Below are 12,171 nucleotides of genomic sequence, written 5' to 3' on the forward strand. Positions count from 1 at the left end.
GGACGGTGATGACGCCGGGGGTCTCAGACCGCGTCGGTCGATGCGGCGCCGGTGGCGTCCGGCGCGGCGCCGGCCCCGACCGGCTCGACCAGGAGCGCCACGTGGCGGCCCTGCGCGCGCGTGAGGACGAGGGTCGCCCGGTTCGGGCCCGTGAGGCGCAGCCGACGGCGGACGTCCTCGACCTTGATCCCGGAGCCGCGCTGCTTGATGGTCAGATCCCCGATCTCGCGGGCCGCAAGGGCGCGGGCCAGGCCCTTCGCGCCGGCGCCGACCTGCTCGAGGACCCGGTAGGAGCGGGCGAACGGGGAACCGGCGTGCTCGTCGGAGGTGAGGTACGCGATCCGCTCGGAGACGACGCCTGCTCCGAGCCGGCGGCCGAGCTCGGCGACGAGACCGGCGCGGATGACGGCGCCGTCGGGCTCGTGCAGGTAGGCCCCGAGCGGCGCGACCGGCGCCTCCTCGTGCGGGGCGGACGGGGGCCGGGGCCCGCCCTCCTCGGGTGCGAGCAGGTGCGGCTGCTCGTCGGTCAGCACGAGGGCGGAACGGCCGGGGCCCTCCGGGGCTGCGTCGCCGAACCACAGGGCGGCCTCGACCACCTCGCGGTCGACGGACACCCACTGCGCGTGCGCGTCGTCGGGGACGTGGTCGAGGTCGATACCGGGTGCGACCTTGATGCCGGCCGCGCGCACGGACCGGGCGCGGGCGACGACGGCGGACAGCGGCGGTCCCCAGCTCTCGGGGTCCGTCAGGCGACGACCGGCCGCGTCGCGCCGGGCGGGGTCGGCCCACAGGGCGTCCGCGCCGACGTCGGGCAGGTCGATCTCGAGGGCGTCCCCCTCGCGGACCTCGGCGCCGTCGAAGGGCTCGAGGTTCGCCCGGGCGAACGTCGCGGTGACGGGGTCCCGCTCGACGGCGACGACCGGCGTGCCGAGGCCCGCGATCGCGAGCGAGTCCAGGCCGAGCCCGCAGCCGAGGTCCGCGACGAGACCGACACCGGCGCGGCGGAAGCGGTGCGCGTGGTGCGCGGCGACGACGGTGCGGGTCGCCTGCTCGAGGCCGGTGCGCGTGAGGAGCAGGAGGTCGGCGACGGGGCCGAGGCGGTCGGCGGCCTCGGCGCGCAGGGCGAGCTGGGTGAGGGCGGCGGCGGCGAGGTCGGGGGCCATGCCGTGGGCGCGCAGCCGTGAGTTCATGTGGTCGGCGGTCGCCGCGGAGTAGGGCGGCAGCGCCGCGAGCATCGCGCGGCCCTCGGTCGAGGCGAGGGTGCGTGCGGTCTCGAGCTCCATCCGGTCATGGTCGCAGAGGGTGCCGCCGGCCGACGCCCGCTCACGGTTGGCACTCTGATTGCGCGAGTGCTAACCGGCGACCTAGTCTGGGCACTGACGGACTCACCACGCGCCCGACCCCCGCGACGGCGGGAGCGAGGCTGAGGACGACAGTCAGAGATCCATTCCATACGTAGGAAGGGGAGGTCCGCAGTGTCGGTCTCCATCAAGCCGCTCGAGGACCGCGTGGTCGTCCAGACCCTCGAGGCCGAGCAGACCACCGCGTCCGGTCTCGTCATCCCGGACACCGCCAAGGAGAAGCCCCAGGAGGGCACCGTCGTCGCGGTCGGCCCCGGCCGTGTCGACGACAACGGCCAGCGCGTGCCGATGGACGTCGCCGTGGGCGACGTCGTGCTCTACAGCAAGTACGGCGGCACCGAGGTCAAGTACGCGGGCGAGGAGTACCTCGTGCTGTCGGCCCGCGACCTGCTCGCGGTGGTCGACCGCTGACCAGCGTCACCAGCACCGCGAAGGGCCCCGCGACCATGTCGGTCGCGGGGCCCTTCCGTGTCTGCGGGAAGTTCGGTGCGTCGGGCGGTCGTCGGCGGGTCGGTCCGGATTTGGCTGGTCGGCCCGGGTTGGTCAGCCCGCCTTCGGTGTCGCGCGCCGACGCTCGCTGCGGTAGACCGCCGCGCGCTCGTCCTCGCTCATCCCGCCCCAGACCCCGTACGGCTCGCGAACCGTCAGGGCGTGGTCCCGGCACTGCTCGATGACGGGGCACCGGGAGCAGATGGCCTTGGCCGCGTCGTCACGCCGGCGGCGGACCCCGCCACGTTCGCCCTCGGGGTGGAAGAACTGCTCCGGGTCCACCTGGCGGCACGAGCCGTCGGCCTGCCAGCTCCAGACGTCCAGGAGCGGGCCGGGAAGGCGGGACAGCTCGGCCATGGGGGCCTCCTCAGAAGTTCACCGTGGTCCGGACCGGGATCCGGCGCAGACCATTCATCAACAGGTTATTGCTTGCGCGAAAGTTGGGCAAGGGGGTGCGTGGCGGCACACCGTGTCGTCGGCGCTGTGTGTCCCCTGTTGCGCGTGCACCGGATCTGCATAGGTTGGACGTCTACGGATTGCCGACCCGGCCCGACCGACGGAGGATGGAGCATGGCTGCTCGCCAGGGAACCGACGGGGTCGCGCGCGGCGGAGCCATGGGTGAGCTGGCGGACGCGGTCGAGCAGATCGACGGCACGTACATCGACGGGTCCGTGCCGGTCCAGCCCGGCGCCGCCGTCGTGGGCGGATCCCATAACGGACATGACGCTGTTCGCGATCTCACCGGCGAGCGTGTGCGGGTAGGTCTCGACGGCGGAGAAAGCAACGACGCGGGGTCGAACGGTGTCGATCGAGACGTCGCAGCGTCCGACGACGAGCGGCCTGCCGGCGGGGCCGACGACGGCGCCGATGCCGATCCCGATGCCGGTGCCGATGCCGGTGCGGGTGCGGGTGCGTCGCCCCGGGGCCGTACGCGCCCGGACTCGGGCGCCCGGTTCGACGTCGCGCGCGTCATGCACGGGGAGGCGCCGCTGACCGTCGGTGCGCTGGCCGAGCGGCTCGGCATCGCGACCTCGACGCTGCGCAGCTGGGACCGGCGCTACGGTCTCGGGCCGAGCGACCACCGCGCGGGGGACCGCCGTCGATACGGGCCGGCCGACGTCGTGCGCCTGGAGCGGATGCGGGCACTCACGCTCTCCGGGGTGAGCCCGTCCGACGCCGCTCGGGCGGTCACGCAGCGCCCGACCGGCCACGGCGAGGTCATGCCCGTCGCCAGCACGGCAACCAGTCTCGACGTCCAGTCCCTCGGCGCCGCGGCCGCGGCCGGCGACGTCAACGACGTGCGGCTCGCGATCTCGCGGCACGTCGACGCCCACGGGTGGAGCTCGACCTGGATGCGGCTGCTTGCTCCGACCTGCGACCTGCTCGCCGTCGGCGCGGAGCCGCAGGCTCCGGGCAGCGACGGCATCACGGTGCTCACGGGCTGCGCCCTCGAGGTCGTGCGCACGGACGTCCTGGCGCACGACGTCGAGGATCGCGTGCGGGTCGTCGTGCACACGACTCCCAAGCACGTCCTCGCCGCGCACGTGTTCGCCGGCGCGATGGGGGAGCGCGGGATCTCGAGCCTCCTGCGCCGGGTCGGTCGGCACCGCGTGCCCACGGAGGCGCTCGCCGACCTCACGGTCCGGGAGCCGGGGGTGACCGTCGTCGTCGGATTCGGACGTGCCGCGAGCGTGCGAGCCCTGGCGAGGTCGCGACGTGACCGCCGGCCCGAGGTCGTGCTCGTCGGCCCCGGTCTTCCGCGCCGCGTTCCGCCCGAGGCGATACTTGCCTCCGACCTCCCGTCCGCGGTGTCCACGGTCACTGCGCTGCTCGAGGACGCGGATCTAGCATGAGGGGATGACGGAGACCCCCGCACACGACCCGTTCGCGCTGGTCGGACTCACCTATGACGACGTGCTTCTCCTGCCGGGGGCCACGGACGTCATTCCCTCCGAGGTGACGACCGGCGCCCGACTCACGCGCGAGATCGAGCTGCGGATCCCGCTGGTGAGCGCGGCGATGGACACGGTGACCGAGGCGCGCATGGCGATCGCGATGGCGCGACAGGGCGGGCTGGGCATCCTCCACCGCAACCTCTCCATCGAGGACCAGGCGCAGCAGGTCACGGTCGTCAAGCGCTCCGAGTCGGGGATGATCACGGACCCCGTGACCATCGGCCCGGACGCCACGCTCGCGGAGCTCGACGAGCTGTGCGCCCAGTACCGGATCTCCGGGCTGCCCGTGGTCGACGGCGACGGCGTGCTGCTCGGCATCATCACGAACCGCGACCTGCGGTTCGTCCCCGGCGCCGAGATGGCGACGCGCACCGTCCGCTCCGCGATGACGCCGATGCCCCTCGTGACGGCCCCGGTCGGGATCAGCAACGACGACGCCGCCAAGCTCCTTGCCGACAACAAGATCGAGAAGCTCCCCCTCGTCGACGACGGCGGCCACCTCCGCGGTCTCATCACCGTCAAGGACTTCGTCAAGTCCGAGCAGTACCCGCAGGCGACGAAGGACGCCGACGGGCGGCTGCGCGTGGGCGCGGCGATCGGCTACTGGGGCGACGCGTGGGAGCGTGCGACCGCGCTCGCGGACGCGGGTGTCGACGTCCTCGTGGCCGACACCGCGAACGGCGAGGCCCGCCTGCTCCTCGACATGGTGCGGAAGCTGAAGAAGGACCCGGCCTTCGCCCACGTCCAGATCATCGGCGGCAACGTGGCGACCCGTGAGGGCGCGCAGGCCCTCGTCGACGCCGGCGTGGACGCCGTCAAGGTCGGCGTCGGGCCGGGGTCGATCTGCACGACGCGCGTGGTCGCCGGAGTCGGCGTCCCGCAGGTCACGGCCATCCACATGGCGGTCCAGGCCTGCCGGCCGGCCGGCATCCCCGTCATCGGCGACGGTGGGCTCCAGCACTCCGGCGACATCGCCAAGGCGCTCGTCGCCGGGGCCGACACGGTCATGCTCGGCTCGCTCCTCGCCGGTTGCGAGGAGTCCCCGGGCGACCTCGTGTTCGTCAACGGCAAGCAGTACAAGCACTACCGCGGCATGGGCTCGCTCGGTGCGATGGCCTCCCGCGGTCGGGTGTCCTACTCGAAGGACCGGTACTTCCAGGCCGACGTCAGCACGGACGACAAGATCGTCCCCGAGGGCATCGAGGGGCAGGTGCCCTACCGGGGCCCGCTGTCCGCCGTCGCGCACCAGCTCGTCGGGGGGCTGCACCAGTCGATGTTCTACGTCGGGGCGCGCACGACCGAGGAGCTCAAGGAGCGCGGCAAGTTCATCCGCATCACGCCGGCGGGTCTCAAGGAGTCGCACCCGCACGACGTGCGGATGATCGCCGAGGCGCCGAACTACTCGACGCGCTGATCGGAGCTGTCCGGTCGGTCGTCCCGCCGAACGGCGAGCAGGTAGGCCGGCACGCGGGTAGATAGCCGGTGTGGCAGGCGGGAACGCAACCGGGCCGGCACGCGCTGACCAGGTCGGTCAGGCATCGGGTGATCTGGATGACGAGCTCGGTCAGTCACCGGGCTGATCCGGATCCGGAGGGTCGCCGCCCGACGGCCCGCCTGTCGAGGATCCCGTGTCGGTCCGCGAGGGTCGGTCGTCCGGCCGGCGGACGCGCTCGGCCACTCGCTGCCTGAGCGCCTCGTACCGCTCCCGGGTCATCTCGGGTGGTGGCGTGGCCGGCCGCCGGTAGGGGAACGGTGACCGCGACCGCCGGTACCGGTGCCCCGTGGGCGTGCGGATCTCGGCGCTCTCGCCCGCCTCGTCGACCTCGTGGCGCCATCCGGGCCTGTTCTTCAGGTAGTTGTGCTCCGCGCACAGCCCGGTGCCGTTGGCGGCGCTCGTCGCCCCGCCCCTCGCGTGCTCGATCACGTGGTCGACGTGCTGGATGGGGGCATTGCAGAAGGGTTCGGTGCACAGGTCGTCGCGCATGAGGATGAGGCGCCGGAGCCCGCCCTCGAACGTGCGACCCTGGGACTCCAGGGACACGACGCCGCCCGTGGCCGGATCGGTCCAGAGACGACGGAACCAGACCCGACCCGCCTCGCGCACATGGTCCCGCGCCGCTTGTGCCGGCAGCGGCCCCTGGCCGGGCAGCCAGGCCGACTCCCGTCCGCCGGCGAGAGTCTCGCCGGTCATGACGATCGTGAGATCGACGTCTCGTGGAGCGCTCGACGGCGTCCCGGTCACGTGCTCGACGAGCAGGTCCGCGGCGATCTGGCCCGGTGTGCGTCCGTCGGCGTCGCCGGCCGTGACGATGCTCGCGGCCTGCTTGAGCAGCGATGCGTGGACACGGACGGCCTCCGTCATCGGCAGGAGGGCCGTCACGCGGGCCATCGATCCGGTGGCCGGCCGGATGCTCACGTGGCGCTGGCGCTTCTCGCGCAGGCGGCGCAGCTCGGCGGCGTCCTCCTCGCGCTCCTGCGCGGCCTTGCGGGCGTGCCGCCGAACCTGCTTGTCGCCCCAGCCCGGCAGGTCGGGAGCGAGAGCGGCGTCGACCTCTCGGCGGTCCTCAGGAGTGAGGCCGGCCGTCTCCTGGGCGAGGATCGTGGCACGCCACTCGCTGACCAGCCCCTGGGACATGAGGTCGAGGGTGCGGGGGAGCTCGTGGACCAGCGCGCGTGCCAGCCCGAGGTGCTGGTCGCCCCTTCTGGGCGAGTCGTTGCGCGCCAGTGCGACCTCGGCCTTCAGGCCGCGTCCCCGCTCGTCCGCGGGAATGCCACGCATCTCCTCGTCCGCCTCGCGCCGCTCGGCGAGATCGGCCGACGCCACGGCCTGGCCGGCGGACGCGGCCGCCTTGAGCTCCTCGAGGAACCGGATCTGGTCCACCGCGTCGGCCTCGGAGTGGCGTTCGAGCCTGCCGATCGCATCCCGCAGCACACGGAGGTCGGCCAGGGTCGGCGGTGGCGGAGGTGTCGCGGTGAGCGCGGCGTCGTGCTCGTCCTGCTCCGTCGTCGTCATCGCCAGCCCCCCTCCGCGTCGTCGTCGGAATAGAACGCGTGTTCGATATGACTGCCACGCTACCTGCCGGGACCGACATCGAGAGCGGCCGATCCCGCGCCTGTGGATGCGACTTTCGCCGGTGGATGTGTGGTGACGGCGTGGCGAGAACCGCGCGGGGGAGCGCGGGACGGCGTGGCGGAGACCGCGGGGTGGAGCGCGGGATGACGCAGCGCCGGACGGCGGAGCGTGGGATGACGCAGCGCGCGACGCCGCGAGCGCACACTCGAGCAACGTGGCGCGGGACGGCGTGGCGCCACGATCGTCTCAACCGTCGGCGAGCGTGAGCGTGGCGCCCCGTGCGCGACCCGCGTGCGCCAGTTCCTCCCCGACCTCGTGCGCCGTCGCCGCCTCGCGATCGTCGAACCACTTGACGGACACCTTGTGCCCTCGGAGCCTCCACGTCCCGACGACGACGCCGTCGCGCACGACGAGGTCCGCACCCCTCGACACGGCGGCGCGATGCGCCGTCGGGACGATGCGCTCGTCGGCGGTGCCGGGTCCGAGCACCCATGAGTCGTGGGCCGGCAGCAGGCGCACGACGCCGGACGGCCGGGCTGAGCGGATCTCGTCGAGATCCGCAGGACGCACCCACGAGTCCACGCCGCGCACCGTGACCGGGACCACCTCCGCCGCATCCAGCCAGCGGCGGATCCGGCTGCGCGGCGCGCTCAATCCCTCTCCCAGCCAGTAGAGGAGGTTGGCCTCCGTCGCCGGGCCGTAGGCGGCGAGGTACAGCTCGACCGCGGCGCGACCGGCCGCGTCGATCGCCGCGTCGGAGTCGGCCCCGATGCCGGTCTCGTCGCCCGAATCCGGCGCGAGCCGGAACGTCGTCCGCCCGTCGCGAGTCGGCCCGAACGAGAGGTCGCCCCACCAGTGGAGCGGCTTGTACAGGGCGTCCGAGCCGCGCCCGTCGGCAGCCGGGACGAGGTGGGCGAGGGACGGGATGCCCCCGAGGTGCGTGGCGATCTCGTCGCGGCTCGCCGGTCCCTCGCTGAGCAGGTCGCGCACCGCGGACCTGAAGGGGGCCCAGTCGTCGAGCTCGAACCCCGCCTGACGCTGGTAGCGCGCCGACTCCCACACGCGCGTCGTCCGGCGCACCGTCAGGAGCACACGCGCCGCGCGAGGCTCCATGACGTATGCGCCGCCGCGGAAGGCGTAGGCGAGCACGAGCTCGTCGTCGTCGAGCGCCGGCCGGAGCATCCCGGGTCGCGGCGACGCCAGGCGCACGCCGACGGCCAGGTCGGCGCGATCCGCCGGCCAGCCGCGGAGGGCCACGACACGTCGTGCGACGTCGACGGCGTCCGACGCTCCCTCGGTGCTGAGTCCGTGCCGGTCGAGCCGCCAGGCGAGTGCCTGGCGGACGTCGAGCTCGATCGCGCGAGTCATCTCTGGGAGGCTCCCGCCGTCGCCGTCGCCGTCGCCGTCGCCGTCGCCGTCGCCGTCGCCGTCGCCGTCGCCGTCGCCGTCGCCGTCGCCGTCGCCGTCGTCGTCGTCGCCGTCGTCCCGTCCTCGCGCCCTAGGCCACCGGCTCGACCGGCCACGCCCGGGAGATGTGCGCGTCGGCGCGCCCCTTGCCGCGCAGGAACTCCTCGAAGTTCTCGGCCCACTCGGCGTGCCACGCGGCCTGCGACCGGTGCAGGTCGGCCGCCGCCATCTCCGCGACCTGGGGGTGCTTGGCGGTGAGCGCCTCGAGCACGGCAAGCGTGTGGGCGACGTCCCCGTCGGCCGTGTGCGCCGCGTCGTTCGCCGCCACGCCGTACGCCTCGCCCATGGCCTCGAGCGTCTTCTTGCCCTTCCTGAACCGCTCGACCTTCCGGTCGACCACCAGAGGGTCGACCACGGGGGAGACGTCCCGGCCGAGCCGGTCCTCGAGCGTGGCCAGACCGTGCCGGACGAGCTCGGCCCGCAGGATCGACAGGTCGTAGGTCGCGTTGAACGCCACGAGCACCGCACCGGAGCCCAGCGCCCCGGCGATCACCTGCGCGACCTCCTCGAGCACCTGCTCGGGCGGCGCGCCGTGCTCCCGCGCGTACTCGGTGGTGATGCCGTGCACCGCCGTCGCCTGCTCGGGGATCTCGATGCCGGGATCGGCGAGCCACGTCCTCGAGGTGCCGATCGAGCCGTCCGACTCGCGGACGACGAGCGCCGACGTCACGATGCGGTCGTGACCGACATCGATCCCCGTGGTCTCGGTGTCGAAGCCCAGCCACACGTCCTGCGTCCACCCGGTCATGGATCCTCCTGTCGTCCCGGCCACTGTCGCAGAGCACCCCGACATCGTGCAGGTAGCCTCCACATGTGAGCATCGAGATCGAGATCGGACGCGGTAAGCGGGCCCGCCGCGCATACTCCTTCGACGACGTCGCGGTCGTCCCCTCCCGTCGCACCCGGGACCCGGAGGACGTGTCGATCGCCTGGCAGATCGACGCCTATCACGTCGACATCCCTGTCCTCGCGGCGCCGATGGACTCGGTGATGTCTCCCGCGACGGCCGTCGCGCTCGGACGGTTCGGGGGGATCGGCGTCCTCGACCTCGAGGGCCTGTGGACGCGCTACGAGGACCCCGAGCCCCTGTACGCGGAGATCGCGGGGCTCGACGCCGACACAGCGATCACGCGCATGAAGGAGATCTACGCGGAGCCGATCAAGGCCGAGCTCATCACCTCGCGCCTGCAGGAGATCCGCGCGGCGGGCGTGACCGTGGCCGGCTCGCTGAGCCCGCAGCGCACCCAGGAGCACTGGCGCACCGTCGTCAGCGCCGGCGTCGACCTGTTCGTCATCCGCGGCACCACGGTCTCCGCCGAGCACGTCTCCTCCGCGGCCGAGCCCCTCAACCTCAAGCGGTTCATCTACGAGCTCGACGTGCCCGTGCTCGTCGGCGGCGCTGCCACCTACACCGCCGCGCTCCACCTCATGCGGACGGGCGCCGCGGGCGTCCTCGTCGGGTTCGGCGGCGGCGCCGCCTCGACGACCCGCCAGTCTCTCGGCATCCACGTGCCCATGGCCTCGGCCATCGCCGACGTCGCCGCCGCGCGCCGCGACTACCTCGACGAGTCCGGCGGGCGTTACGTCCACGTCGTCGCCGACGGCGGGGTCGGCCACTCGGGCAACCTCGTCAAGGCCGTGGCCTGCGGCGCCGACGCCGTCATGCTCGGCGCGGCGCTCGCCCGCGCCGAGGAGGCCCCCGGGCGCGGCTGGCACTGGGGCCCCGAGGCCTACCACCCCGACCTCCCGCGCGGATCGCGCGTCAAGGTCGGCACCGCCGGGACGCTCGAGGAGATCCTCCACGGCCCGTCCGACCGCGCGGACGGCACCGTCAACCTCATGGGCGCCCTGCGCCGCGCCATGGCCACGACCGGCTACTCCGACGTCAAGGAGTTCCAGCGGGTCGAGGTCGTCGTCTCGCCTTACCAGGCGTCCTGACCGGGGCGGCCCGCGCGTATCGACCCGTCGCGGCGCCAGGACACCCGTCGCGGCGCCAGGACACCCGTCCCGGCGCCGATCACCTGCGCGCACCGCGCGGGCGCGCCCTCGTCGTCGGGCACCCGCCTTTCTCCCGGGTGCGAGGATGGACCCGGACGGGCGCGCGGACGCGCCTGCGACCCGCGCAGCGAAAGGGATACGACGACGTGACTGAGTACCGGATCGAGCACGACACCATGGGGGAGGTCCGCGTCCCCGCGGACGCCCTGTACGCCGCGCAGACGCAGCGGGCCGTGGAGAACTTCCCGATCTCGGGCAAGACCCTCACGCCGCACCACATCCACGCCATCGGCCAGATCAAGCGCGCCGCGGCGATCGCGAACGCCGAGCTCGGTGTCATCGCCGAGGACGTCTCCGCCGCGATCGTCGCCGCCGCCGAGCAGGTCATCGCCGGCGAGCACGACGCCGAGTTCCCGATCGACGTGTTCCAGACCGGCTCCGGCACGAGCTCGAACATGAACACCAACGAGGTCATCGCGACGATCGCCTCGCGGGACTCGGGCCTCGCCGTGCACCCGAACGACCACGTCAACGCGTCGCAGTCGTCGAACGACACGTTCCCGTCGTCGATCCACATCGCCGCCGTCGGCCTGGCCACGGGCGAGCTCGTCCCGAACCTCACGGTCCTCGCCGAGTCCCTCGAGCGGAAGTCGCGCGAGTTCGCGGACATCGTCAAGTCCGGCCGCACCCACCTCATGGATGCCACCCCGATCACGCTCGGGCAGGAGTTCTCCGGCTACGCCCAGCAGATCCGCAACGGCATCGCCCGGATCGAGGCCACGCTCCCGCGCCTGGCCGAGCTGCCCCTGGGTGGCACCGCTGTCGGCACCGGCATCAACACCCCGGAGGGCTTCGCGCCGCGCGTCATCGGCCTCATCGCCGAGAACACCGGACTCCCGCTGACCGAGGCGCCCAACCACTTCGAGGCCCAGGCCGCCCTCGACGCCGCCGTCGAGACCTCGGGCGCCCTGCGCGCGACCGCCGTGTCGCTCACCAAGATCGCCAACGACCTGCGCTGGGGCGGCTCCGGCCCCCGCACCGGCCTCGGCGAGCTCCGCCTGCCCGACCTCCAGCCCGGCTCCTCGATCATGCCCGGCAAGGTCAACCCGGTCCTGCCCGAGGCCGCCGTCATGGTCGCCGCCCAGGTCATCGGCAACGACGCGGCCATCGCCTTCGCCGGCGCCCAGGGCAACTTCGACCTGCTCGTCATGCTGCCGGTGATGGCGCAGAACCTGCTCGAGTCGATGACGATCCTCGGCAACGTCTCGCGCGTGCTCGCCGAGCGGTGCGTCGACGGGCTCGAGGCCGACGAGGAGCGCTGCCTGCGCCTCGCCGAGTCGTCGCCGTCGATCGTCACCCCGCTCAACCGGGTCATCGGTTACGAGGCGGCCGCGGCGATCGCCAAGCACTCGGTGAAGGCCGATCTGACGATCCGTGAGGCCGTCGTCGACCTCGGATACCTCGAGCGCGGCGAGATCACCGAGGCCCAGCTCGACGAGCTTCTCGACGTCCGCTCGATGATGGGCCCGAACAAGGCCTGAGCGGCGGTCGGTGGTCGCCGGTCGGTGGTCGCCGGGTGTTCGTCGTCGGGCGTCGCTCGTGGAGCCGTGGTCGAGAGTGCGGTTCAGAGATCTCTGAGCCGCACTCTCGACCACTGTCGGACCTCAGGCCCGACGACGACGAACCTCATGCCCGACGACGACGAACCTCAGGCCCGACGACGAACCGCAATCTCGGCGGGCCCCAACCGCAATCTCGGCGTGCACCAACCGCAATCTCGACGTGCACCAACCGCAATCTCGACGTGCACCAACCGCAATCTCGACG

At 73.0% G+C, this 12,171-nt stretch carries 10 protein-coding genes; 5 read left to right on the top strand and 5 right to left on the bottom strand.

The window, feature by feature from the left end:
- Positions 1 to 23 precede the first annotated feature (23 nt).
- Positions 24 to 1,283 carry a class I SAM-dependent methyltransferase gene (locus tag ACZLMO_RS05400; RefSeq protein ID WP_463653085.1) on the bottom strand — a complete coding sequence of 420 codons (1,260 nt, stop codon included), beginning with the start codon at positions 1,281 to 1,283 and terminating at the stop codon, positions 24 to 26.
- Positions 1,284 to 1,475: 192 nt separating this feature from the next.
- Between ACZLMO_RS05400 and groES the strand changes: the two genes are divergently transcribed.
- Entirely contained in the window at positions 1,476 to 1,772 is a 297-nt protein-coding gene (gene groES / locus ACZLMO_RS05405; protein ID WP_425713532.1) for a co-chaperone GroES, read from the top strand.
- A 132-nt stretch (positions 1,773 to 1,904) separates the two neighbouring features.
- Here groES and ACZLMO_RS05410 read toward each other — a convergent pair whose 3' ends face one another.
- Complete coding sequence (locus ACZLMO_RS05410) at positions 1,905 to 2,207, bottom strand: WhiB family transcriptional regulator (protein ID WP_425713531.1); 303 nt, start codon at positions 2,205 to 2,207, stop codon at positions 1,905 to 1,907.
- A 213-nt stretch (positions 2,208 to 2,420) separates the two neighbouring features.
- On the opposite strand from ACZLMO_RS05410, the gene ACZLMO_RS05415 reads away from it, so the two are divergent.
- Entirely contained in the window at positions 2,421 to 3,704 is a 1,284-nt protein-coding gene (locus ACZLMO_RS05415) for a MerR family transcriptional regulator (protein WP_463653086.1), read from the top strand.
- Positions 3,705 to 3,708: 4 nt separating this feature from the next.
- Positions 3,709 to 5,220, top strand: coding sequence for an IMP dehydrogenase (guaB, locus tag ACZLMO_RS05420; RefSeq protein WP_463653087.1), 1,512 nt, complete (start codon positions 3,709 to 3,711; stop codon positions 5,218 to 5,220).
- A gap of 150 nt (positions 5,221 to 5,370) precedes the next feature.
- Here guaB and ACZLMO_RS05425 read toward each other — a convergent pair whose 3' ends face one another.
- The 3 genes from ACZLMO_RS05425 to ACZLMO_RS05435 all read right to left on the bottom strand — a co-directional run bounded on the left by ACZLMO_RS05425 (position 5,371) and on the right by ACZLMO_RS05435 (position 9,094).
- On the bottom strand, positions 5,371 to 6,819 hold the full coding sequence (locus ACZLMO_RS05425; RefSeq protein WP_463653088.1) for an HNH endonuclease: 1,449 nt from the start codon (positions 6,817 to 6,819) through the stop codon (positions 5,371 to 5,373).
- 306 nt (positions 6,820 to 7,125) lie between these two features.
- Entirely contained in the window at positions 7,126 to 8,247 is a 1,122-nt protein-coding gene (locus ACZLMO_RS05430) for a DNA glycosylase AlkZ-like family protein (protein WP_463653089.1), read from the bottom strand.
- Between the two features lie 130 nt (positions 8,248 to 8,377).
- Positions 8,378 to 9,094 (bottom strand): exonuclease domain-containing protein, encoded by a 717-nt coding sequence (locus ACZLMO_RS05435; protein WP_463653090.1) that lies wholly within the window; start codon positions 9,092 to 9,094, stop codon positions 8,378 to 8,380.
- A 65-nt stretch (positions 9,095 to 9,159) separates the two neighbouring features.
- Here ACZLMO_RS05435 and ACZLMO_RS05440 point away from each other — a divergent pair, with 65 nt between their 5' ends.
- The gene (locus tag ACZLMO_RS05440) at positions 9,160 to 10,284 is read left to right on the top strand and encodes a GuaB3 family IMP dehydrogenase-related protein (protein ID WP_463653091.1); all 1,125 of its coding nucleotides are present in this window, start codon (positions 9,160 to 9,162) and stop codon (positions 10,282 to 10,284) included.
- Between the two features lie 206 nt (positions 10,285 to 10,490).
- On the top strand, positions 10,491 to 11,885 hold the full coding sequence (locus ACZLMO_RS05445; protein WP_463653092.1) for a class II fumarate hydratase: 1,395 nt from the start codon (positions 10,491 to 10,493) through the stop codon (positions 11,883 to 11,885).
- Positions 11,886 to 12,171 lie beyond the last annotated feature (286 nt).

It is taken from the genome of Georgenia sp. G2120, from assembly GCF_055326485.1.